The 22702-nt window shown below is 41.7% G+C and carries 23 protein-coding genes and 1 pseudogene; 12 read left to right on the top strand and 12 right to left on the bottom strand.

The window, feature by feature from the left end:
- Positions 1-6 precede the first annotated feature (6 nt).
- The 3 genes from INF28_RS08995 (at position 7) to INF28_RS09005 (ending at position 3449) form a co-directional block, all read left to right on the top strand.
- Complete coding sequence (locus tag INF28_RS08995; protein ID WP_226393137.1) at positions 7-1350, top strand: S-layer homology domain-containing protein; 1344 nt, start codon at positions 7-9, stop codon at positions 1348-1350.
- Positions 1351-1600: 250 nt separating this feature from the next.
- On the top strand, positions 1601-1777 hold the full coding sequence (locus INF28_RS09000; RefSeq protein WP_226393138.1) for a hypothetical protein: 177 nt from the start codon (positions 1601-1603) through the stop codon (positions 1775-1777).
- 58 nt (positions 1778-1835) lie between these two features.
- The gene (locus INF28_RS09005) at positions 1836-3449 is read left to right on the top strand and encodes a recombinase family protein (RefSeq protein WP_226393139.1); all 1614 of its coding nucleotides are present in this window, start codon (positions 1836-1838) and stop codon (positions 3447-3449) included.
- On the opposite strand, the pseudogene INF28_RS09010 reads toward INF28_RS09005, so the two are convergent.
- The 3 genes and pseudogenes from INF28_RS09010 to INF28_RS09020 form a co-directional block, all read right to left on the bottom strand.
- Positions 3436-3621 (bottom strand): annotated as a pseudogene (locus INF28_RS09010) (manganese catalase family protein); the annotation flags it as partial. The gene INF28_RS09005 and the pseudogene INF28_RS09010 sit on opposite strands and share 14 nt — an antisense overlap.
- A gap of 14 nt (positions 3622-3635) precedes the next feature.
- Positions 3636-3884 carry a spore coat protein CotJB gene (locus INF28_RS09015; RefSeq protein ID WP_226393140.1) on the bottom strand — a complete coding sequence of 83 codons (249 nt, stop codon included), beginning with the start codon at positions 3882-3884 and terminating at the stop codon, positions 3636-3638.
- Positions 3881-4090, bottom strand: a complete 210-nt coding sequence (locus INF28_RS09020) for a spore coat associated protein CotJA (protein ID WP_226393141.1) — start codon at positions 4088-4090, stop codon at positions 3881-3883. The genes INF28_RS09015 and INF28_RS09020 overlap by 4 nt, the downstream gene beginning before the upstream one ends.
- A 254-nt stretch (positions 4091-4344) precedes the next feature.
- Here INF28_RS09020 and INF28_RS09025 point away from each other — a divergent pair, with 254 nt between their 5' ends.
- Positions 4345-4767 carry a MarR family winged helix-turn-helix transcriptional regulator gene (locus tag INF28_RS09025; RefSeq protein WP_226393142.1) on the top strand — a complete coding sequence of 141 codons (423 nt, stop codon included), beginning with the start codon at positions 4345-4347 and terminating at the stop codon, positions 4765-4767.
- A 52-nt stretch (positions 4768-4819) separates the two neighbouring features.
- The gene (locus INF28_RS09030; protein ID WP_226393143.1) at positions 4820-9154 is read left to right on the top strand and encodes a 2-hydroxyacyl-CoA dehydratase; all 4335 of its coding nucleotides are present in this window, start codon (positions 4820-4822) and stop codon (positions 9152-9154) included.
- 58 nt (positions 9155-9212) lie between these two features.
- Here the strand turns inward: INF28_RS09030 and INF28_RS09035 are convergent, their stop codons facing one another.
- On the bottom strand, positions 9213-10406 hold the full coding sequence (locus tag INF28_RS09035; RefSeq protein ID WP_226393144.1) for a Gfo/Idh/MocA family protein: 1194 nt from the start codon (positions 10404-10406) through the stop codon (positions 9213-9215).
- 136 nt (positions 10407-10542) lie between these two features.
- Here INF28_RS09035 and INF28_RS09040 point away from each other — a divergent pair, with 136 nt between their 5' ends.
- Both INF28_RS09040 and INF28_RS09045 read left to right on the top strand, forming a co-directional pair.
- Positions 10543-11421, top strand: a complete 879-nt coding sequence (locus tag INF28_RS09040; RefSeq protein WP_226393145.1) for an AraC family transcriptional regulator — start codon at positions 10543-10545, stop codon at positions 11419-11421.
- A 118-nt stretch (positions 11422-11539) separates the two neighbouring features.
- Positions 11540-11716 (top strand): hypothetical protein, encoded by a 177-nt coding sequence (locus INF28_RS09045; protein WP_226393146.1) that lies wholly within the window; start codon positions 11540-11542, stop codon positions 11714-11716.
- 165 nt (positions 11717-11881) lie between these two features.
- Here INF28_RS09045 and INF28_RS09050 read toward each other — a convergent pair whose 3' ends face one another.
- The 7 genes from INF28_RS09050 to INF28_RS09080 all read right to left on the bottom strand — a co-directional run bounded on the left by INF28_RS09050 (position 11882) and on the right by INF28_RS09080 (position 16887).
- Positions 11882-12334, bottom strand: a complete 453-nt coding sequence (locus INF28_RS09050) for a low molecular weight protein-tyrosine-phosphatase (protein ID WP_226393147.1) — start codon at positions 12332-12334, stop codon at positions 11882-11884.
- Positions 12331-12837: a nitroreductase family protein gene (locus INF28_RS09055; RefSeq protein WP_226393148.1), complete on the bottom strand. Its 507-nt coding sequence runs from the start codon at positions 12835-12837 to the stop codon at positions 12331-12333. The genes INF28_RS09050 and INF28_RS09055 overlap by 4 nt, the downstream gene beginning before the upstream one ends.
- A 111-nt stretch (positions 12838-12948) precedes the next feature.
- The gene (locus tag INF28_RS09060; protein WP_226393149.1) at positions 12949-14127 is read right to left on the bottom strand and encodes an iron-containing alcohol dehydrogenase; all 1179 of its coding nucleotides are present in this window, start codon (positions 14125-14127) and stop codon (positions 12949-12951) included.
- 110 nt (positions 14128-14237) lie between these two features.
- A complete protein-coding gene (locus INF28_RS09065) occupies positions 14238-14921 on the bottom strand; it encodes an HAD family hydrolase (protein WP_226393150.1) in 684 nt (227 codons plus the stop codon).
- Between the two features lie 113 nt (positions 14922-15034).
- Complete coding sequence (rpmE, locus tag INF28_RS09070; RefSeq protein WP_226393151.1) at positions 15035-15238, bottom strand: 50S ribosomal protein L31; 204 nt, start codon at positions 15236-15238, stop codon at positions 15035-15037.
- A gap of 150 nt (positions 15239-15388) precedes the next feature.
- Complete coding sequence (locus INF28_RS09075; RefSeq protein WP_226393152.1) at positions 15389-16489, bottom strand: 6-phosphofructokinase; 1101 nt, start codon at positions 16487-16489, stop codon at positions 15389-15391.
- Between the two features lie 167 nt (positions 16490-16656).
- Positions 16657-16887, bottom strand: coding sequence for a hypothetical protein (locus INF28_RS09080; protein ID WP_226393153.1), 231 nt, complete (start codon positions 16885-16887; stop codon positions 16657-16659).
- A 66-nt stretch (positions 16888-16953) separates the two neighbouring features.
- On the opposite strand from INF28_RS09080, the gene INF28_RS09085 reads away from it, so the two are divergent.
- The 4 genes from INF28_RS09085 to INF28_RS09100 all read left to right on the top strand — a co-directional run bounded on the left by INF28_RS09085 (position 16954) and on the right by INF28_RS09100 (position 21066).
- Positions 16954-17598 (top strand): bifunctional 2-keto-4-hydroxyglutarate aldolase/2-keto-3-deoxy-6-phosphogluconate aldolase, encoded by a 645-nt coding sequence (locus INF28_RS09085; RefSeq protein WP_226393154.1) that lies wholly within the window; start codon positions 16954-16956, stop codon positions 17596-17598.
- Positions 17599-17642: 44 nt separating this feature from the next.
- Positions 17643-18674, top strand: a complete 1032-nt coding sequence (locus INF28_RS09090) for a sugar kinase (RefSeq protein ID WP_226393155.1) — start codon at positions 17643-17645, stop codon at positions 18672-18674.
- Between the two features lie 265 nt (positions 18675-18939).
- Complete coding sequence (locus tag INF28_RS09095; protein WP_226393156.1) at positions 18940-20856, top strand: ABC-F family ATP-binding cassette domain-containing protein; 1917 nt, start codon at positions 18940-18942, stop codon at positions 20854-20856.
- A gap of 33 nt (positions 20857-20889) precedes the next feature.
- Positions 20890-21066: a DUF6472 family protein gene (locus tag INF28_RS09100; protein WP_226393157.1), complete on the top strand. Its 177-nt coding sequence runs from the start codon at positions 20890-20892 to the stop codon at positions 21064-21066.
- A 46-nt stretch (positions 21067-21112) separates the two neighbouring features.
- Here the strand turns inward: INF28_RS09100 and INF28_RS09105 are convergent, their stop codons facing one another.
- A complete protein-coding gene (locus tag INF28_RS09105) occupies positions 21113-21619 on the bottom strand; it encodes a putative ABC transporter permease (RefSeq protein WP_264175737.1) in 507 nt (168 codons plus the stop codon).
- A 275-nt stretch (positions 21620-21894) separates the two neighbouring features.
- Between INF28_RS09105 and INF28_RS09110 the strand changes: the two genes are divergently transcribed.
- Positions 21895-22536, top strand: coding sequence for an ECF transporter S component (locus INF28_RS09110; RefSeq protein WP_226393159.1), 642 nt, complete (start codon positions 21895-21897; stop codon positions 22534-22536).
- Positions 22537-22702: the final 166 nt, after the last annotated feature.

Consider the following 22702-nt stretch of genomic DNA (forward strand, 5'->3'; position numbering starts at 1 on the left):
TTTGCTTTGATAGTAAGCGGTAAGGTTGCCGCGGCTTCTTTAACATATGGTCAGCCGCTGGAACAAACAACGCCTTTTTCAGATGAGACAAACAGCATTGCAGGCAGTTGGACATGGGCAGAGCCGGAAATATGTCCTAAGGCGGGGACGGATGCGTATTTGGCTGTGTTTACTCCGGAAGATACCGCAAACTATGAGCCAGTGACGATGCGTGTCCATGTCACGACGCATCCGGCAGTGCCGCAGATTTCAGAAGTCAGCGCCAGAGTCAAAAGCGGTGCAAGACTTTCCTCTGCTTATAATTTTGTGTATACGGCACAAGGGGTGGCAAATGAAAAGATTTCAGGTACTTTTGTGCCGGCAGAACCGGATCGCATTATCACCCACAGCGGTGTATTTGCTTTTACGTTTTATCCGGATGATTCTAATTATACCAGCATAGAGACGCCGGTATCTCTTGCCGTTTCTTCGGTTTCCAATGTAACAGGAGGAAGCGGAGGCCGGCCAGCCGGTACGACCTATACGGTTGTTTATGACCCTGGGACAAAAGGGAGTCTTCTTTCCGGAAAGCGGACAGAAACAGTAAAGACGGGGGAAATGCCGCAGGCTGTTCCGCTGGTCAAGCCAAACGTAGACGCAATGTTTCTGGGTTGGAGTTTGGATGGTGAAACATTGGTTCGGCCGGAAACCATTGCGATTTATGAAGATACGGTATTTACGGCAGTTTACCAATCCGATGCAGAAAGCAGACAGCATATTGCCTACATACAAGGAGACGAAGATGGATGCTTTCGACCGGACAGCAGTATATCAAGAGCGGAGACGGCGGCAATTTTTTCAAGGATCTTAGAGGATACAAGAGAACATCGGACAACACTGCCCAAGTATGCTGATCTGCAAGGCGGCGCATGGTACATTGCTGATGTCAGCAGAATCCTCAGTGCGGAACTGATGCGGGGGTATGGTGACGGAACGTTTCGGCCGGAACTGCCTATTACCCGGGCGGAGTTTGCGGTGATAGCGGCGCGGTATCTCTATCTATCCCCAATCGACAAGAGTGACTTTGCTGATTGTGATAGGCACTGGGCAGATGGATATATTGGCGTTTTAAATATGTGCGGATTGATTTGCGGTTATGAGGATGGGACCTTCCGGCCGGAACAGTATATGACTCGGGCTGAAGCTGTGAAAATCATCAATGGAATTCTTGGCCGTGCAAAGGTTTGTACCTTTGCCATGCAAAATCCTTTCCGGGATTTGAGCCCAAACCATTGGGCTTATCTGCAAATTTTAGAGGCGGCGCAGACCCATACCTGTACTGGGGAAAGTCCTATCCTTGTTGAGGATTAAGATGGAAAAGAGGAAGAACAGAACTTGTAACGAAATGGATGCCTGGCTTCAAGTTCTGTTCTTTTGCAAAGGAGGATTCAGATCGTATAATTCCCTAATTACCAAGCGGTGCGAACTCTCTGTGTTTGCTTATTTTTACTGGCAGACAACAACAAATTATAGGATTAGTCTGGTGTTTTGTAGTATTAAAAACCTTATCTAATATCGTACAAGCGGTTCATCATATACTTTAAGAAAGGTGGTGTTGTCTTTGAAAGAACAATATAAATTGAATGCAAAATGCAATTTTATAGATGTTGCAGATAATAAAAAATTTCTAATAAGCTTTCAAAAAACAATGCTGCTTTCGCTGCATGAGGATGGTTGGCTCACATTTGCGCAATATACCAATGCAATTCGTTTGCTTGAGAAAAAATACAGCATGTAAATTTTTTGCACATTACGCCAATATGCTGTAAAATTGAAAGGAAAGGAGTTGTTTTGAAATGATAAAAGTTGCAGCATATTGCAGAGTTTCGACTGATTCAAGCGATCAAGCAAATTCGTTTGAAAGTCAACAGAGATATTTTAGAGAATATATAGAACGAAATCCCGATTGGGAACTTACAGAAATCTATGCCGATAAGGGACTCAGTGGTACCAATACAAAAAAACGTGTTGCATTTCAAAAGATGATAAACGATGCCGAGCTCGGTAAATTCTCACTGATTCTTACCAAAGAAGTGAGCCGTTTTGCAAGAAATACCGTTGATACATTAAATTATGCAAGGCTTTTGAAAGCGCAAAATATAGGTATTTATTTTATGGTAGATAATATACGCACCCTCGACCCTGACGCAGAATTTAGGCTGACAATTATGGCATCCATTGCACAAGAGGAAAGCCGGAAAACAAGCGAACGTGTGAAATGGGGACAAAAGCGCAGAATGGAACAAGGCGTTGTGTTCGGACGGGATATGCTTGGATATGATGTGATTGATGGAAAGATGTATATCAACGAAAAAGGCGCAGAAATTGTCCGGCTGATTTTCCATAAATTTGTGGAAGAAAAAAAGGGTACATATACCATTGCAAGAGAATTACGTGAAGCCGGCTATAAAACCATCCGCGGAAATGTCATGTGGACCAATACTGTCATACTGAAAGCAATCCGCAATGAAAAATATTGCGGAGATTTGATACAAAAAAAGACCTATACTCCTGATTTTTTGACGCATCAAAAGAAATATAACAAAGGTCAAGAGGATTTTGTAACAATGAAAGACCATCACGAGCCGATTATCAGCCGTGAACTTTGGCAGCGGGCACAAGAGGAACTTGAACGCCGTTCACCGAGCCAAGAGATAAAAAACAAGCACTCTAATCGTTATCCACTGTCCGGCAAAATTTTTTGCGGCTGCTGTGGCGGTCATTTTGTATCAAGGACAAAAAAACGAAAGGACGGCAGTCGATACAAAGCATGGCGATGTTATGAAGCTGCGCAATTTGGCACAAAAAAATTAGATAGCGCCGGAAATGAAATCGGATGCGAGGTTAATTCGCAAATTCGTGACGAGGATTTCATGTTAGCAATTTCGGAATGTGTCAAACGGCTTGTGTTCGATAAAAATAAGATTATTGATAATCTGTGTAACATCATAGAAATCGTACTTTCAAACGATGAAAGGTTGATGATCGATACCGACGAAATAAAAAAACGTATGACTGTCTTTCAGAATAAAATCGATCGATTGCTTGATTTATATACAAGCGGCGATTTAAGTAAAGAAGAATACCGCAATAAAAAAGCGGAATATGAAGCTGAAATTTCAGAGCTTGAAAACAGCTTAGAGGCTTTCGAAAAAGGCTGCGACATCTCTTATGACAAAAAACAGCTTATAAAAAGCCTGAAAGCAAAAATCAAGGCTACCGTAACCGGCGCTGAGCAAGACGAAACGTTTTACAAAAACATTCTTGATAAAATCATTGTGCATGACAGAGAAAACATTGATATTTTTTTCAATTTGCTCCCATACGAGGTGACTTCCGCGTTGAAAAGCGCACGGGAAAGAGCGGATGCGTATGGGAGCATTCTGAACACGAAATCCCTATATCGGTAAGAAGTGCTTTGGTCATATTGTTTGGCATGGAGTAGCGTTGGGATAAATAACGCAGACTTGCACCAAGTTCGCCGTTCGGTCCACCGTACTGAGCAACTATATACTGCGCCAGACGAGGATTGGTATTTTTAATATTTACGGGATATTGCAGTCTTTTTTGATAATTCCACATACTTTTTCTCCTCCTTATATTTTTTCCCAGGGCCATGGGTCATCCAGCCAGTTCCACCGTTGCATATCCATGGACGCTTCTGCTGTCAAAGGCCCGTATTTTGATTGAAATTCCTTTTTTAGTTCGTTGGCTTTATTAGCCATTTTATGGAACATAGCAATAGCATCCTGGTCATTCGGATGCGTGTCCAGATATAGATTCCAATCATAGGCTGCAAAGGCATAAGCGTTTAGTTTTTTCAGCAATGCTGCTCGTTCATTCATTTCTTTTCCACCTCCGGGAAAATTTTATCGCCGGATACTTGTTTCCCGTATACGCCGAGGGGTTTGACTAAAATAGGGAAAATACTTCCATATTCCAACCCTTCCTCAGGATCATACAAGTTTCGCATTTCAGCTGTTTGCATAGGCACATATGCATAGCCTACCATCGGCATAGTAATCGGTTGGGTTTCATGTGCAAAGGGCATTGTTTTTCCTTCCTTTCTCCTTCATTGTACCGTCTGGTGTAAATAACAAAAAGAGACAACTTTAGACGGTCATTAACATAATATGCGTTTTTATGAATTATGTTCGCTAATACTGAGGTTTAATCTTTTGTGGAATGTTCACTTTGCTGGAGAATGGCAGCTATTTTTCGATGGATTTTGTTGAAATAGGTATTGACAAATACGACAGAATTCGATATTCTAATATAGAATACTCATAGTGTGAGGTAATTGCCATGAATTATCAAAAAAGCGCGCAGGAGTTATTGTCGATCATGATTAGCAGTGAGCAAAATGGTGATTCAATTCAGCCGTATGTTTCGGAACTGGTCAGAGGCGAACTGGCTGTTTTGATTTTTTTGCTTGACGGTCACAATGGTGCTAGCGCCAATGATATCAGCCGAAAATTTCAAATTAACACTTCGCGTGTGGCGGCTATTTTGAACAGCTTATGTAAAAAAGGATACGCTGTACGGCAAAAACATCCGGCAGATCGGAGAAAAATACGGGTATATGCTACAGAGAGCGGTCGGGAGTTTGCTTTGCTGCGGCGTGATGAAGTATTGGGTCATATTTGCTGCTTTTTAAAGAAATTGGGAGAAGAGGACGCAAAGGAACATATTCGCATTATGAGAAAAATTATGAATATATTAAATTAGACGATAAAATTTTATGGATGAAACAACAAAGACAAACAAGAGGAGGATTTTCATGAGATTAGGCCTTGATGTAGGATCTACAACGGTCAAGCTTGTTTTGCTCAACGAGGATAACCACGTCATTTATCAAAGATACGAAAGACATATGTCAAATGTATTTGATAAAGTAAGTGAAATGCTGACAGAATTTTCCCGGCATTTTATGGGTGAATATCAAATGACGATCACTGGTTCCGGAGGATTGTCTTTGGCCAAACAAATGCAAATTCCGTTTGAGCAGGAAGTGATAGCGTGTTCGGCGGCCGTGGAAAAGCTGATTCCCGAGACAAATGTTGTCATTGAACTGGGCGGTGAAGATGCAAAAATTACCTTTTATGACGGAACGATTGAACAGAGAATGAACGGAACCTGTGCCGGCGGTACGGGAGCTTTTATTGATCAGATGGCATTATTGCTGAATACGGATGCAGCGGGGTTGAATGAAGCGGCCAAGCATTATACTACCATTTATCCGATTGCCGCGCGTTGTGGGGTATTTGCTAAAACAGATATCCAGCCGCTAATTAATGAAGGTGCTGCTGCTGAAGATTTGGCTGTTTCGATTTTTCAGGCAGTAGTGAACCAAACCATCAGTGGACTGGCCTGCGGACGTGTCATTAAGGGGAATGTTGCTTTTTTGGGTGGACCGCTTTCCTTCTTGTCAGAACTTCGCAAGCGTTTTGCACAGACCCTTCATTTATCAGAGGAACAGGTGATTTTCCCAGAAAATGCGCAGTATTATGTAGCTATTGGTGCGGCGTTGCTGGCGGAAAAAGCAGCGCCAGTAAGTGTGCCTATGCTTTTATCACGTATACGTAATGCCAAGCAAAGCGGGGGTGAATTGACCAAAGCGCTCCCAGCACTGTTTTCTTCTAAATCAGAATATCTGAATTTTTGTAACCGGCATGCGGCGCATTCTGTTCCTAAAAAAGAGTTGAGCGAAGCGAAGGGAGCTTTGTTTTTGGGGATTGATGCTGGATCTACAACGACTAAAGCGGCAGTTACGGACGAAGCAGGAAATTTGCTGTATACTTATTACAGCGGGAACGAAGGAAGCCCGGTAGAAACTACCAGACGGTTTTTAAAAGAATTTTATGAAAAACTTCCCGAAAATACATATATTGCATATACGGTAACTACGGGATACGGTGAAGAATTACTGAAAGCAGCTTTTCATGCTGATTTTGGTGAAATTGAAACGGTGGCGCATTATACTGCGGCCAAAGCTTTTCTCCCGGACGTGGATTTCATTTTAGATATTGGCGGTCAAGATATGAAATGTATCCGAATTAAAGATCATGCGATTCACAGTATTATGCTGAATGAGGCGTGTTCTTCTGGCTGTGGGTCTTTTTTGGAAACCTATGCAAAATCGGTGAACATGACAGTAGAGGAGTTTGCGAAGCAGGCTGTTAGCGCAAAGTACCCCGTCGATTTGGGTACACGTTGTACAGTGTTTATGAATTCCAAGGTAAAACAGGCACAGAAAGACGGGGCGTCGGTTGCGGATATTGCCGCGGGACTTTGTTATTCTGTGATCCGTAATGCATTGTATAAGGTAATTAAGCTGCGGGACACTTCAGAGGCTGGTAAAAACATTGTTGTACAGGGCGGGACTTTTTTAAATGATGCGGTTTTACGCAGCATAGAACATATTTTAGACAGGGATGTGATTCGCCCGGATATTGCAGGGACAATGGGAGCGTACGGTGCCGCCCTGATTGGAATAGAACGGTGGAACGATGAGATCCGTACCGGACAAAGAGAGAATGATCAACCTTCTGGCATTTTGAATGCAGGGGCATTGAAAACATTTTCCATGAAAACGCAACATGCTCGCTGTGGCCGCTGCCCGAATAACTGTCAGCTGACCATTAGCCAGTTTGGCGATGGAGAAAAATTTATTACTGGAAATCGCTGTGAAAAAGGGGCAGGCGGACATACTGCACAGAAAAATACAGATAATCTCTACCAATATAAATATGAGAAACTGTTTCATTATCAACCTTTGGAAGAAAAGGAAGCAAAACGGGGGATCATTGGTATCCCAAGAGTGCTGAATATGTATGAAAATTATCCGTTTTGGTTCCGATTTTTTACGGAACTGGGTTTTCGTGTTGTGCTTTCTCCGCCTTCCTCAAAAGCAATTTATGAAATGGGGATGGATACCATTTCATCCGATACGGCATGTTATCCTGCCAAATTGGTGCATGGTCATGTAAAATGGCTTATAGAGCATGATATTAAAACGATTTTTTATCCGTCAATCAATTATGAGAAAAAAGAGGATGAAAAAGCGGATAATCATTATAATTGTCCTGTAGTGGCCATGTATCCCGAAGTGATTGCGGGAAATATGGACGATTGTATGACGGAACGCGGTGTGCGGCTGCGGCATCCTTTCCTGCCGTATGACAATGATAAGAGGCTGGAGGAGCGGTTGACGGAAGAATTTTCTGACTGTGGTATAACCAGGACAGAAGTTCATAGTGCACTGGAGGCAGCTCGAAAAGAGGATCGAGAATTTAAAGAGGATATTGCCAAAAAAGCTGATGAAATTTTAGAGCGTATTGCAAAGAATGGCGGCCATGCTGTTGTACTTGCTGGTCGGCCGTATCATTTGGATCCTGAAATCAATCATGGGATTGACCAAGTAATTGCTTCTTATGGTTTTGCGGTGTTGACAGAGTCTTCTGTAGCCCATTTGAGTCATTTACCACGCCCCATCCGGGTTTTAGATCAGTGGATGTATCATTCCAGATTGTATAAAGCGGCTGACTTTTGCGGGCAGCGCAATGACGTTGATCTTGTACAGCTAAATTCTTTTGGATGTGGAATTGATGCGGTTACCACCGATGAGGTGGAGGAACTACTGTCTGCCCGTAATAAGTTGTACACCGTATTGAAAATAGATGAAGGATCTAATTTAGGCGCGGTTCGTATACGGATCCGCTCTTTAAAAGCGGCTATTGAAGAGCGTAAAAGAAAACAAATTACACCAAGGAAGGTGACAGAGCCGTTTTCCCGTGTGGTTTATACCAAATCCATGCGGCAGGAATATACTTTAATCATTCCGCAGATGGCGCCTATGCAGTTTGATCTAATGGAAAGCGCTTTTCAAAATGCGGGATACCGTGCGGTGGTTTTACCGGCGGTAGATAAAAAAGCGGTGGAAACTGGTTTGAAATACATCAATAATGATGCATGCTATCCTACCATTGTGACGCTGGGACAAATTATTAGTGCTTTGCAGTCAGGAAAGTATGATTTACAAAAAACTGCAGTTCTGATGTCACAAACGGGTGGTGGTTGCCGTGCCAGCAACTATATCGCATTGCTGCGAAGAGCATTGAAGCAGCTGCATATGGAACAGGTGCCAGTGGTTTCCCTCAGTTATGTAGGCCTTGAAAAAAATCCGGGGCTTAAATTCAGTAAGAAGATGGTTATGGGTCTTCTGTTTGCTGTGTTATACGGTGACCTTTTTATGAGGTTGACCAATGCGGTACGTCCTTATGAGCAAACAGCCGGCAGTGTGCAGAAGCTGTATCAGCATTGGAATCGTATTGCGCGGGAAAATGTATTAGACCGCAGTTTCAGCACATTTAAACAGAATGTAAAAAAAATTGTGGATGATTTTGACCGGCTTCCAATAAAAGAAGGTGTGAGAAAGCCTAAAGTGGGTGTGGTTGGTGAAATTTTGGTGAAATATCATCCCAATGCCAATAACGATATTGTGGGAATTATTGAAAAAGAAGGCGGAGAAGCTGTTGTTCCGGATTTACTTGATTTCTTCATGTATTGTTTGAAAAACCATGAATTTAATTATGAAAAGCTTGCAGGAACCAAAAAACAGTATTTGCTTTGCCGTACAGGTATGAATATTATTTATCATTACCGTAAACCTGTTGTTGAAGCGTTGCAACAAAGCAAACGGTTTACTGCGCCAATGCATATTGATAAGATAGCAGAGAAAGCGGAGGAAATTACTTCTTTGGGAACACAATGTGGTGAAGGTTGGATTCTTACTGGAGAAATGATGGAATTGATTGATAGCGGCGTAGAAAATATTGTTTGTCTGCAGCCATTTGCTTGTCTGCCCAATCATATTGTAGGCAAGGGGATGATCAAGCCGCTTAGAAAACATAATCCAATGTCAAATATTGTAGCGATTGATTACGATCCGGGTGCCAGTGAGGTAAATCAGCTGAACAGAATTAAACTTATGATGGCAACAGCGCATAAAAATTTGCAGAAAAAAATAGAAAAAGAAAATAAATTTTACGCTCGGGAATTGAATCAAGCCAGCCATGAAAAAAAACAAAGACGGCAGAGTATAGCTTCCTTATAAGCGAAAGCAAACCGGTCCGATTTGTGTTTTCAACACAAATCGGACTGGTTTTTGTATTTTAACGGGTCATCCATGCTCCGTTGGTGAAATCTGGAATTGTCACCGGCATGCTTCCGGTAGCAATGGAGTTTTCGGTTAAGCAGCCAATGCACATCCATGCTGCGGCGTCGTAAACATCAATGTCCATTGGCTGATTGTTTAACAGCCGGTCAAAGAAATCTCCAAATATCAGCCAATCCATTCCATCATGTCCGCCCTGTATACCTTCTTTTAAATATTTTTGCCAAATTGGGTGTTCGTATTTTTCACAGTATTTTTCAGCGTTCCCAAATTGCTCTTTCCAGTTATAATCAAATTCCTCGTCCTGATCGGTCAAAAATATGGAATCGGTTTGTTCCTCGTACATTCCCTTTGTGCCTCTGACTGTGAATCCGCGGCTGTAATACCGAGGAAGGCAAGTGTCAAGTGTAAGGGCGATGGTTTCTCCTCCTGCGCATTGAATGGTGGTGCTGACAATGTCGCCTTGGCGGAAAGAGCGGTTCAATAACTGAGTATCATTTGGTCTTTTTTGGATGACATATTCGTGCAGCCCTGCTGACTTTGATGCGGTGGAAGTTAGGGTAAGCATTCGATTTCCATGATTGATATTCAAAATTTTGGCAATAGGACCCAATTCATGAGTGGGGTAATTTTCACAGTTGCGTAAAAGATAATTGTCAAGGCGATAGTGGCGATTTTCCCAACCAAAAGTGATTTCGTGCCGCAGATCATGATGATAACCGCCTGCGCAGTGTACAATTTCGCCCAAAACACTTTTTTGAACCATGTTTAAAATCATCAGTTCTCGGCGACCGAAACAACAGTTTTCCATAAACATAAAGGGCGTGTGGGTTTCTTCCCAGGCGCGAACGAGATCCCAGCACTGTTGAATAGAATAGGCGTTGCCAACTTCCATTGCTACTGCAATTCCTGCACGCATGGCTTTAATTGCAATGGGAATATGCGTCTGCCAGGAAGTAGAAATCAGAACAGCGTCTACAATATTTTTATTCAGTGCTTTTTGATAATCCAAAAATTGTTCTGGCGCTTTTCCTGATTGTTTTTTTACTTCTTCCACGGCTTTTTCCACCCGATCCTGATAACAGTCGCATACCAGAGTTACTTCCGCTTTACGATTTGCCAGGATAATATCGCGCATCAAGTCAAAGCCTCGGCAGCCTAGACCAATGATACCAACTCGAATTTTTTCCATAATATCGATTCCTTTCTTTTAAAAAAATCTTTACAGATTTTATTTTCTATGTTACTATCATTATAGAAGGCAATCTGGCAAAAAACAATGCAAAAAAAGATAAAATAACGGAAGATACCCTTGTTTTTATATAAAAATGGATACAAATTGGAGGCGGAAAAAGATGCGTGCCCGTAATAATGATGGTGTTATCCGTATTGCAAAAGTGTATACTGTATTTGAAACGCATTATACCGCTTCTTTTTATTTTGACGGAGAAATGCATCATTTTTGGGAAATGGTATATGTGATTGACGGAATGATAGGCGTTTCTGGGGATGGAAGTGTTTTTACGCTTCAGCCTGGGGAAATCATTTTCCATAAGCCCATGGAGTTTCATAAGCTTTGGGCGGTTTCTCATACAGAACCGCGTTTGTTTATTATGTCCTTTGAAGCGAAAGGTGAGGCCATGGAATTATTGGAACATGGGGTTTTCCGTTTAGATGATTTTCAAAAACAACAAATGCAGTCCCTTTTGGATATGTTTCGTACATGGTCACCAGAAGCGCTGAAAAGGGAAAAACAAGGCAGTGTGACGCAACCGTGGTTAGGGGAACCTGCAAAATTACAAATGTTTTGTAATATGGCTGAAAATGTTTTACTTTCTTTTTATGCGGACAGAGAAAAAGCGCTGGTTACACAAACATCTGAGAATGCAGAGCTATACGGCACTTTGGTGCGGGAGATGGAACGGCATAAAGGAGAAAAGTTGACGGTATCTGAGCTGGCAGAGAAGTGCTGCGTCAGCGAGGCAAACGTAAAAAAACTTTTTATGAAATATGCGGGATGCGGACCGCACACCTATTTTTTAAATATGAAGGTAAGTCAGGCGGTACAGCTGCTGGCTAAGGGACATCGGGTAGGAGAAATCAGTCAAATGCTGGGATTTGATAATCCTAATTATTTTGGCGTGGTGTTTAAGAGGATTACCGGATATTCTCCCATACATTATAAGCGTCTTTATTTAAACCGATAACACAGAGAAATAGAAAATAAATTATAAAAATCTGCACCAATTTTTAAAATAGGAATATAGTAAAGTAGATGGATTTTCAGCAGAAACAAAATGAATCTGTGTGAAAGGCGGTGCCGCAGTGTGGAATAGAAAAAGATGCGGATGCAGAAAAAACGTTTGCTGGCCTATTGGGCCGGTGTTGATTGCCTTAGGCCTTGGAATTTTTCTTGCATACATAATCCCTTATTATCTTTTGATTACATTGCTGGGTTGTGCCTTGATTGTATTAGGGATTCGGTTCCTGATGAAAAAATAAGATTGACAGTCGGAAAGGGGACACGATCATGCAAATCGTTGTTGTTAAAGCTCCTAAAATGTTGCGCGGTATTTTGCGCATGGTTTTTAAAATGAAAAAACCGGAAACGGTCTAAGACGATTCCGGTTTTGTGTACAGTCAGCATGCAAATTTCTGCATGCTGGCTTATTTATTGACTAATTTTTTTAATAATGCCCGACAACCACGGTAAATATCTCTATAAGTTAAATCAAAGTTGCCAGTATACCAGGGATCAGTAATATCGCCGCCTTCGGCAAAATCTAGCAGCTTCCATATTTTCCTGTCTGGATCGCCGCCAGAAATTTTTTTCATGTTTCTTATATTAGCAGAGTCCATCCCAATTAAGTAATCATAAACAGCATAATCTGTTGCGGTCATCTGAACGGCACGCTTCCCGGCGGTGGAAATTCCCAAAGAGTCCAGTTTCCTTTTTGTACCGGGATGAACAGTATTGCCAATTTCCTCTGTACTGGTGGCCGCTGATGCAATATCAAACTGATCTTCAAGCCCTGCTTTTTTAACCATATCTTTTAGTACAAATTCGGCCATTGGACTCCTGCATATATTACCGTGGCATACAAATAAAATTTTTATCATAATACAGTGACTTTGCTTTCATCGTAAAAGCCCTTTGCAGCAGGAGTTTCGTCCGCGACGCCAATGACAACTAGAGCAAAGGGAATGGCGGATAACTGAAAGGTATCGCGAAATGCCTGGATTCGTTCTTCCCGGGGATAAATACCGCACCAGCAGGTGCCGTATTCCAACGCAAGGCTTTGAAGCAGAATATTTTCAATTGCCGCTCCACAGTCCTGAGGGAAATAGCCTTCTGCAATGCCTTCTTGGGCTTCCGGCCGGGCACAGACTAAAATGCCGGCAGATGCCTGTGCCAAATGTTTGGCATAAGGATGCGCCTGAAGCGCTTTCGCCTTGGATTCTTCGCTTTTGAGTACAATAAATTCCCAAGGACGTGTATTGCATGCGCTGGGAGCCATCATGGCAGCCGTTAAAATTTTTTTCATATGTTCGTCCGGAATAGAAACTCCTTGTTTGTATTTTCGGATACTACGTCTGTTTTGGATTGCATCGCTAATTTGCATATATTTATTTCCTTTCTTGATATTCAATCATTTCTTCTTTGCATTTCATAAAGAATAGAATGCCCTTGCCAGTGAATGTCGAGCAAGGGCATTGGGGTATGAGTGGATATATTAAAAATCAACTTTTGTTCCGTAGTAAGTGCATTTTAAGAGCTGTGCCATTTCTTTTGGTGTGATGGAACGTGGATTAGAACCAGTGCAGGCGTCGCTGACAGCCAATTCCGCAATCGAATCCAATTTCTGATTAAATTCTTCCTCATTGATACCAAATTCTTTTAAGGTGTGAGGAATATTCAAATGGGTATTATATTCGTTGATTTTGTCACAAAGAGCGGTCACTAGCTCATCATCTGTGCCAGACATTCCTACAAAACGAGCAATATCTGCATACCGTTTTTTCGCTGTCTCATTTTTTGCATTATACTGAATGACATAAGGTAGATAAATCGCGTTTGCGCAGCCATGCGGAATATGACCTGTACTAAATGCGGCACCTGTTTTGTGTGCCATAGAATGGACAATGCCCAACAGTGCATTAGAAAAAGCCATACCGGCAAGGCACTGAGCGTAGTGCATTTGTTCTCTTGCAGACATATCACCGCTATAGGAGGAAGGAAGATAATCAAACACCATATGTATTGCTTTCAGTGCAAGCGGATCGGTAAACGGAGAGTTTAGTGTGGATACATATGCTTCAATGGCGTGGGTTAATGCGTCCATTCCGGTATGTGCTGTCAATTTTTGCGGCATAGTTTCTGCCAGTTCGGGATCTACGATTGCTATATCTGGCGTAATATTAAAATCAGCCAGCGGATATTTAATGCCCTTTGCATAGTCAGTAATAACAGAAAAAGCGGTAACTTCTGTTGCAGTTCCCGAGGTAGAGGGAATCGCAAGGAACTTCGCTTTTGTACGCAGCTCCGGGAAGGAGAAGGGTTGAATAATATCTTCAAAGCTGGTATCTGGATATTCATAAAATACCCACATTGCTTTTGCGGCATCAATAGGAGAACCGCCGCCCATGGAAATGATCCAGTCTGGTTCAAATTCCCGCATCATAGCTGCGCCTTTCATGACAGTTTCAACTGAAGGATCCGGTTCTACATTTTCAAACAGCTTAACTTCAATTCCTGCTTGCTGCAGATAAGAAACAGCTTTGTCCAAAAAACCGAAACGTTTCATGGAACCGCCGCCAAGAACGATGACTGCTTTTTTCCCTTTTAAATTCTTTAATTCTTCCATGGAACCTTTACCATAATAAATATCTCTGGGAAGTGTAAAACGTGCCATAACAATATCCTCCTTATATTTTGTTTAATTGTTAAAGTTTTGTCAAACTTCAACTTTATTATACATCAGAAAATATAAGTGTCAAGAGTAAAATTCAACATATTTTGCATTTATTTTTGTGCATTATTTATTGTTTCATGAAGATCGATACAAGTATAATCAGAAATAACTTTATACGCACCGCTTTCTTTAAAAAAGACAGGGGGAGCGGAAGAAGCCACAGCAATAATCTTGCCAATTCCTGCGCTTTGTGCTGAACGAATACCAGAAAGCGCATCTTCAAAGACGGTACAGTCCTTGGGAGGAATACCAAGCTTTTGAGCGGCACGCAAGTAAATATCCGGCGCTGGTTTTCCAGGGAAGCTGCCATCTTCATAGATACAATTTTCTTTTTGAAACCAACGGTTTAAATCAAAAGAACGAAAGTAAAAATCAAGATTTTCACGGTCAGAAGAAGTGGCAATCGTCATAGGAATGGAGGCCTTGGATAAAGAAGTCAGAAATTCTTCTGCACCGGGAGCGAGATGAAAGTTATCTGGGTCTTTTAAGCAAAGTTCTCGGTATTTGGCTTCTTTTTCCCCTCCCATTTTAAGAACTTCATGGGGAGTGGGCTGGCGGCCTAGAAGAAAAGTCAGTATTAAGGTATTGTTTCTTCCAAGCATAGATGTTTGAAATTCGTTTTCGGTAACAGGACGGCCTAACAACTGCTCACCGTAAAGGCGCCAGGCCTGTTGATGTTTTTCTGTATCAAAAAATAATGTTCCATTAAAATCAAAAATTGCGGCTTTTATCATTATTTTCATCCTTTCTGTCCAGAAAGACGGGAAGTAAAAAAGCAAAAACGCCGGTTTCAGAAGAAACCAGCGTATCTTTGACATTTCATGAAATGTGGCGTAAAGAACCAGAATTATTTATCCAGACCATAACGCTTTCTAAATTTATCTACTCTGCCGCCGGTGTCAACCAGTTTCTGCTTACCGGTGTAGAAAGGGTGACAGGCAGAACAAATTTCGATACGGATGTCTTCTTTGGTAGAACCGGTTTCGATGACATTGCCGCAGGCACATTTAATGGTAGTCTGCTTATATTCGGGATGAATTCCCTGCTTCATTGTTTTCACCTCTTTCGGTATAAAAGTCGGTCATGTAAAAGCCGTAACGGCTTATTTTTAACAAGCGTCAAATATTATAGCATAATAAAGTGCAAAATGCAAGTCCTTTTTCTAAATTTTCTTACAGACTATTTTCATTCAAACAAGGAATTAGTCTCCCAGGCACATGTTGATAGCGCGTGCGGCCTGAATCCAGTAGCTGCTTTCTTCAACGGCCTTATTTTTCCCAATGACATTTTCTAAGGAATCGTAACTTAAGTGAGAACCGTTCAAGGTTACCATATTGCCAAATTTGCCTTGCATTAGGAGTTCTACAGCGTAAGAACCATACCGGGTAGAGAGAATACGGTCATTTGCAGTCGGAGAACCTCCTCTTTGTACATGACCCAAAATGGTTGCACGGCTTTCCAAACCAGCCAGCCGCTCCAGCTGTTCAGATACAACCTCGCCGATGCCTCCCAAACGAATCGGATCTGGGCTATCTGCTACTACTTTTGAAACGGTTACTTCGCCGCCTAAAGGTTTTGCGCCTTCTGCAACTACAACAATTGCAAAATTCTTACCTCTTGCACGATTTTTCTTAATTGCTTCAGCAACTTTGTTAATATCATAAGGAATTTCAGGAATGAGTGCAGCATCACAGCCGCCTGCCAGTGCAGAAGCAATAGCAATAAATCCTGCATAGCGTCCCATAACCTCGACTACAATAATACGGCTGTGAGATTCTGCAGTAGTACGGAGACGGTCAATCGATTCCGTTGCTGTTGCCACAGCGGTATCAAAACCGAAAGTGGTATCAGTAGATGCCAGGTCATTGTCAATGGTCTTCGGAACGCCGATAACCTTAACCCCTTTTCTGGCAAAGTCGCGGCCGCTGGTCAGCGTACCATCGCCACCAATTACAATCAGCGCATCAATACCGGCTTTTTTCAGATTTTCTACGCCAACATCGGATACATCGCCATGCTGTTCCTGACCGTGTGCATCTACATAGGTGTAATCAAACAAATTATCTTTGTTGGAACTGTATAAAATGGTTCCGCCCCGAGAAATAATGCCAGATACATTATGCAGATCCAGCGGAATAAATTCGTCACCGCCAAGATATAAACCCCGGTAACCATGCTTGATGCCAACTACTTCAAGATTATATTTCTGAATAGCTGTTTTGGTTACCGCGCGGATGACTGCATTCAGACCAGGGCAGTCGCCGCCAGCTGTCATAACCCCAATTCTTTTAATTTCACTCATTTTTATTACCTCCTGAATCTTTCTGTGCTGTTTTCTCTATTAAAATTAAAAGCAGCGATAAGATGTTTGTCATAATAATATAAAACGGCAGGAAGACTCCAGCCTTTTTTTTCATCTTTTATAAGTTTACCCAAATTTGTATATTATATTGAGCGTGAATTAATTCATTATAAGTTTACATTATTTGCAGAAAATTTGCAAGGAAAAATTGTTATTTTTTTAACCAGCACTATTTTTTTGTAAGAATTGCCCAAAAAGCTACAAGTTTTGTCAAAAAAATTATCATTTTTTTGTGTGGATTTTTTATTCTTTTTCTTTTCTCTTTTTCTTTGGAAAGTGTGTGGGGTAAACGGCCTCAAAACCGTGGTAATTTTGTCAAAAAAGATATTGCTTTCCATTTTTTCTTGTTGTATAATAAACTGGATTGGATGAGGTACTTTATTTTAAGGAAAGGATGTTGTATTATGGAAAAAGAAAAAGTGCTTACCAAAATGACCGAAGCTGGATTGGTTGCTGTTGTACGGGCAAGTTCTGCTGAAGAAGCCATTCGGATTAGCGATGCATGTTTGGAAGGTGGATGTCCTTCTATTGAATTGACCTTTACTGTGCCGGGAGCGCATCGCGTGATTGAGGCTTTGGCAAATAAATATAATAAAGGAGAAATGCTGCTGGGAGCCGGAACGGTTTTGGATAGTGAAACAGCGCGGCAGGCAATTCTGTCGGGAGCAAATTTTGTTGTCAGCCCGGGCTTTAATCTGGAAGCTGCAAAATTGTGCAATCGGTATCGTGTGCCTTATATGCCGGGTTGTATGACAATTACGGAAGTTCTGACTGCTATGGAGGCAGGAGCGGATATTGTTAAAATTTTCCCTGCAGATCTGTTTGGGCCAACCATTATCAAGGATATCAGAGGTCCGTTGCCTCATGCAAAGATGATGCCAACAGGTGGTGTTGATGTCAGCAATGTGGATCAGTGGATTAAAGCGGGCGCAGTTGCGGTTGGCGCCGGTTCTTCTTTGACCAAAGGAGCAAAAACTGGAGATTATGCTGCGATTACGGCTACGGCAAAGGAATTTATTCAAAAGATTAAAGAAGCACGCGGCCAGTAATTTAAAAAGGAAATTTCACAGAATAAAAAGGAGAGTTTATTATAATGGCAAGAGTAATAACAATGGGTGAGATTATGCTGAGACTGTCCACCCCTGGAAATGAGAAATTTATTCAGGCAGATGAGTTTGATGTATGTTACGGAGGCGGAGAGGCGAATGTGGCAGTTTCTCTGGCTAATTACGGACATGATGCTGCTTTTGTTACCAAAGTTCCGGAGAACCCTATTGGTGAGTGTGCTGTAGCGGCTCTGCGGAAAATGAATGTAGATACGAAATTTATTGCAAAAGGCGGCGAACGTTTGGGAATTTATTTCCTGGAAAGCGGCAGTGCAATGCGCGCATCGAATGTGGTTTATGACCGGGCGCATTCTGCTATCGCTGAGGCTTCGGCTGAAGATTTTGATTTTGATGCTATCTTTGAAGGCGCTGATTGGTTCCACTTCACTGGAATAACGCCTGCAATTTCAGATGCGGCGGCGGAACTGACAGAAGCTGCCTTGAAAGCAGCAAAAGCAAAGGGTGTCAAGGTGTCTGTGGATCTGAATTTCAGAAAGAAACTTTGGAGCAGTGAAAAAGCGCAGAAAATCATGACCAACTTGATGCAGTATGTAGATGTCTGCATTGGAAACGAAGAAGATGCGGAAAAAGTTTTGGGATTTAAACCTGGAAATACGGATGTTACCAGCGGTGATCTGGAACTTGCCGGCTATGAAGATATTTTCAAGCAAATGGTGGCGAAGTTCAATTTTGAATATGTCATCAGTTCTTTGCGTGTCAGCCACAGCGCATCGGATAATGGCTGGTCTGCCTGCATTTATTCCAGAGATACTCAGGAATTTTATCATTCCAAGGAATACAGAGTACATCCCATTGTAGACCGTGTTGGTGGCGGTGATTCCTTTGCCGGTGGTACCATATGCGGATTTTTGGATGGCAAAAACTTTAAAGAGGCGCTGGAGTTTGGCGTTGCCGCTTCTGCCCTGAAACATACGATCCCGGGTGACTTTAACCTGGTTTCGCGTTCTGACGTTGAAAATTTGGCCGGCGGCGATGGCAGCGGCCGTGTACAGAGATAAAAAATGATATTATGAAATCAGGGACGCCGAATTTTGGCGTCCCTGATTGATTTCAATACGATTTATTGTTTCAAATGCGGTCAAAAACTTTCACTGCGAGTGCGGTCAATAGGGTTTTGGCTGGCATGTTTTCCCCTCCTGGACTTCTATTCATTTTATTATAGCGTAATTTGTGAATTTGTCTATTACCTTGACATATATGGGAAAAATTATTATAATACTAAATAAGAGAAATGATAGATTTTATTTAGAATAGGATAGTTTTATGTTACTTTCACTAAACCAAATTAACAAGAGTTTTTCCGGGAAACCGGTTTTAAAAAATATTTCCATGACGATTGAGGAAAAGGTTTGTTATGGTTTGATTGGGGCAAACGGCGCTGGAAAATCAACCCTTTTGAATATTCTTACGGGAGAGCTGGAGCATGATGGTGGCGAGGTATACCGAAGCAACGGCTTGACCTTGGGATATTTGAAGCAAAATTCGGGATTGGATCGTACCAGTACGATTCTGGAAGAGATGCGCAAGGTTTTTGCAGATGTTTTGCGGACGGAACAGGAACTGCGGAGTCTGGAAAAGGAAATGGCAGCCATAATGGATCAGAACTCCGGAGAGTATCGGAGGATTACACAGGAATATGCGCAAAAACAGGCATATTTTGATAGCCGGGACGGTTATCAGATTGATGTAAAAATCAAAACGGTTCTCAACGGAATGGGGTTTATGGATCGAGAATTGCAAACTCCTATTTCTACGCTTAGCGGGGGAGAAAAAACCCGTCTGGCCATTGCCAGGTTGCTGTTGGAAGAGCCCCAGCTATTGATATTGGATGAACCGACGAATCATTTGGATTTTAAAACTTTAGGCTGGCTGGAAAATTATCTTCTTGCGTATAATGGCTCTGTGCTGGTGGTTTCTCATGACAGGTATTTTTTAGATAAGCTGGTCAGTCAGGTATTTGAATTGGAACGGGGTCGGCTATATACGTATAAAGGAAATTACAGCAGTTACCGGGTGCAAAAAGAAGAACGCAGACAGCGGCAGGAGAAGGAATACGAAGCGCAGCAGTTGGAGATTGCCCGTTTGCAAAGTTATATTGATAAGAATTTGGCAAGGGCATCTACCGCAAACAGTGCAAAATCCCGTATTAAGACGCTGGAAAATATGGAATTGGTGGAAAAGCCGGAAGGAGAATTGAAACAGATCCGGCTGCGTTTTGATATAACGCGGGAACCATATAAAGATGTTTTGACCACAGAAAATTTGGAAATTGCTGTTGGAGAAGAACAAAAGGTATTATGCCGGGGGATTGATCTTTCTGTTAAGCGCGGTGAAAAAATAGCGGTTATTGGTGAAAATGGAATTGGAAAATCCTCTTTTTTAAAAACAATTCTTGGCCTGATACCGCATGCGCATGGAAGTTATACATGGGGAAAGAATGTCAGCATTAGTTATTATGAGCAAGAAAATTTAAATCTGAATCCGGAACGGCTGGCAATTGATGAACTGTGGGATCGGTTTCCTCATATTCCGGAGGCACAAATTCGAAAAGTGCTGGGAAGTGTACTTCTGACCCGTGATGATGTGTTTAAGCCGGTGAAAGTCATCAGCGGTGGTGAGCGTGCAAAATTGGCATTTTGCATTTTAATGCTGGAAAAATCAAACGTAATGCTGCTGGATGAGCCGACCAATCATTTGGATTTGAGTTCAAAAGAAATTTTGGAACGGGCATTGTCGGAATATCCTGGGACGCTGCTGTTTGTATCGCATGATCGTTATCTTTTGAATAAGATACCAGATAAGATTTTAGAAATGACAGCGAATGGAATGCAGGTTTATGAAGGGAAATATGATGATTATGTTATGCGTAAACAAATGCAGGAGGCAGCAAAGGTTGAAGAAAACAGTGCGGTTTCTCATCCTAAAACGCCGGCGGGCGGATATCGTACGAAAGAACAGCGCAGGCAGGAGGTTCAGCGAAAGACGAGAATTCGGGAGCTTGAGGAATTAATTACCTGGCTGGAAAAGGAAATTGCTTTACTGCAGGAAGAAATGACCCAGGAAGAGGTATATACGGATTACCGTCTTGCTGAAGAAAAAACCATAGAAATTGAGAAGAAACATGCACAGTTAGATGAGTGCTATGAAGAGTGGGAAACATTGCAGGAAGAAAACGGATAAGTAATTATTAATAAATGATAAGGAGGGAGTACCATGGCTGGAAAGAAAAATTGCGATACTTGTAAGAATTATGTTTATGACGAGAATTACCACGGCTATGTATGTTTGGCGAATATGGACGAGGATGATGTATACCGTACCCGTTCTTTCCGTGATTGCCCTTATTATCAATCCGATGATGATTACCGGATCGTTCGGAAACAAATGTAAAAAAGAATAAGGCAGGCGCCTTGCCGCGCCTGCCTCTTCGTTTGTATTAGGTAAAAATATGTAATATTATTGTTGAAAAAAGGTCGGCCACAAACAGAACGGATAAAATTCCAAATAAAAAAGTCAGTATTTTAGGGGGTAGAGCTGTTGTCAGCTTTTCAAAAAGAGGCTGAAGAAGATATAAAAAGACAACCCCGCCTATTCCAAAGCGAATGGATGGAGAAAGTGCGATCCGTGCCTGAAAATTTATGGCATATTGACTGTATGTCTGCCAAGGCCAGGAACCTAAAACGGCCTCGCAAAGATATGAGGTGATGAGTTCGAGTAAAGTGGCGCTCAGAGCGCAGAGCAGAAAGACAACAGGCAGCAGAAGAAGACGGGTTTGAAGTTTTTTTCTTTTAATCATGGGGTATACAAGAAAGAGAAACAGGAGTGCTCCAAAGCCATATACAGGACAGTACGGCCCAAATAAAATGCCGCGGTCCGAATAGCCCCAGCGGTATACAACTACTTCCAGAAAGACTTCGTAAAGCCAGCCAATAATTGAATACATAAAAAAGTATAAGAAATATTTTTTAATTTGTTCAAAAATAGGTGTCCGCATAATACACTTCCTTGTGGTTTTAAATATTGGGCGCAAACATTTTTGTTTTAGGTATTTTACCACATTTTTTTCTTGGAGGCAATCTTTTTTATTGAAATATATTAATTGAGAAATGAATACTTGCTATTTTATAAAAAATATGGTAAACTAAAAAGAATCTGGAAATTGAAAAAGAAAAGTATACTAGCTGTGTAAGAAAAAAATTACAAGGGAGGGACATTGCATTGAAATCAAATGCAAAAGTATTAGGTTTAGTTCAACTGGCGTTTTTCAGCGCTATTATCATTGTGATGGCATTGGTACCGTCTTTGGGATACATCCCGTTGGGAGTGACAAGGGCTACAATCATACATATTCCAGTAATTATTGGATCAGTGATGCTGGGGCCCAAAAAAGGCGCATTTTTGGGGGCTTTATTTGGGCTTACAAGCTTACTTGCCAATACCTTTAGCCCCACCGTTACTTCATTTGTTTTTTCACCGTTTTATTCGATAGGGGATGCGCATGGCAACGGCTGGAGTTTGGTGATTTGCTTTTTGCCCCGGATTTTAACAGGTATCGTTCCTTTTTATGTGTTCCGAGGTATTAGAGCATTGATGAAAGGGCATGAAAACGCAGAGACCCTTCCTTTGATTGCAGCTGGACTGGCAGGATCTTTGATAAATACAATTTTAGTCATGAATATGATTTTCTTGTTTTTCCGTGACAGTTATGCAGGTGCAAGAGGAGTGACAGCGGAAGCTTTGTACGGTGTTATTTTAGGAGTGATTGGGGTTAACGGAGTTCCAGAGGCGATTGTGGCTGCGATACTTACTTTGGCTGTAGGCAAAGCTTTACTTCGATTTACAAGAAAAAAAGAGAATTAAATGAAAAACGGGGAAGAATAGATAATACATTCTTCCCCGCAGCCTGTAGAAAAACCCCTGTTTTCGCTCAGAAAGCAGGGGCTGCTTTTGTTAATGAGAATAAATTTCTAAAAATTTGCGTAAAGGCGAAAAGATATGTTGATTTATCAGTTCTGTTCCACCTATG

Origin of the sequence: Ructibacterium gallinarum, assembly GCF_014982785.1 — a bacterium.
In the GTDB taxonomy this organism is placed as follows: Bacteria; Bacillota; Clostridia; order Monoglobales; family Monoglobaceae; genus Ructibacterium; species Ructibacterium gallinarum.

Excerpts from the sequence above, each read along its gene's own strand:
- INF28_RS09005 (WP_226393139.1), top strand. The coding sequence starts at position 1,836 with ATGATAAAAGTTGCAGCATATTGCAGAGTTTCGACTGATTCAAGCGAT.
- INF28_RS09015 (WP_226393140.1), bottom strand. The coding sequence starts at position 3,884 with ATGAATGAACGAGCAGCATTGCTGAAAAAACTAAACGCTTATGCCTTT.
- INF28_RS09020 (WP_226393141.1), bottom strand. The coding sequence starts at position 4,090 with ATGCCCTTTGCACATGAAACCCAACCGATTACTATGCCGATGGTAGGC.
- INF28_RS09025 (WP_226393142.1), top strand. The coding sequence starts at position 4,345 with ATGAATTATCAAAAAAGCGCGCAGGAGTTATTGTCGATCATGATTAGC.
- INF28_RS09030 (WP_226393143.1), top strand. The coding sequence starts at position 4,820 with ATGAGATTAGGCCTTGATGTAGGATCTACAACGGTCAAGCTTGTTTTG.
- INF28_RS09035 (WP_226393144.1), bottom strand. The coding sequence starts at position 10,406 with ATGGAAAAAATTCGAGTTGGTATCATTGGTCTAGGCTGCCGAGGCTTT.
- INF28_RS09040 (WP_226393145.1), top strand. The coding sequence starts at position 10,543 with ATGGATACAAATTGGAGGCGGAAAAAGATGCGTGCCCGTAATAATGAT.
- INF28_RS09050 (WP_226393147.1), bottom strand. The coding sequence starts at position 12,334 with ATGATAAAAATTTTATTTGTATGCCACGGTAATATATGCAGGAGTCCA.
- INF28_RS09055 (WP_226393148.1), bottom strand. The coding sequence starts at position 12,837 with ATGCAAATTAGCGATGCAATCCAAAACAGACGTAGTATCCGAAAATAC.
- INF28_RS09060 (WP_226393149.1), bottom strand. The coding sequence starts at position 14,127 with ATGGCACGTTTTACACTTCCCAGAGATATTTATTATGGTAAAGGTTCC.
- INF28_RS09065 (WP_226393150.1), bottom strand. The coding sequence starts at position 14,921 with ATGATAAAAGCCGCAATTTTTGATTTTAATGGAACATTATTTTTTGAT.
- rpmE (WP_226393151.1), bottom strand. The coding sequence starts at position 15,238 with ATGAAGCAGGGAATTCATCCCGAATATAAGCAGACTACCATTAAATGT.
- INF28_RS09075 (WP_226393152.1), bottom strand. The coding sequence starts at position 16,489 with ATGAGTGAAATTAAAAGAATTGGGGTTATGACAGCTGGCGGCGACTGC.
- INF28_RS09080 (WP_226393153.1), bottom strand. The coding sequence starts at position 16,887 with ATGGAAAGCAATATCTTTTTTGACAAAATTACCACGGTTTTGAGGCCG.
- INF28_RS09085 (WP_226393154.1), top strand. The coding sequence starts at position 16,954 with ATGGAAAAAGAAAAAGTGCTTACCAAAATGACCGAAGCTGGATTGGTT.
- INF28_RS09090 (WP_226393155.1), top strand. The coding sequence starts at position 17,643 with ATGGCAAGAGTAATAACAATGGGTGAGATTATGCTGAGACTGTCCACC.
- INF28_RS09095 (WP_226393156.1), top strand. The coding sequence starts at position 18,940 with ATGTTACTTTCACTAAACCAAATTAACAAGAGTTTTTCCGGGAAACCG.
- INF28_RS09100 (WP_226393157.1), top strand. The coding sequence starts at position 20,890 with ATGGCTGGAAAGAAAAATTGCGATACTTGTAAGAATTATGTTTATGAC.
- INF28_RS09105 (WP_264175737.1), bottom strand. The coding sequence starts at position 21,619 with ATGTATTCAATTATTGGCTGGCTTTACGAAGTCTTTCTGGAAGTAGTT.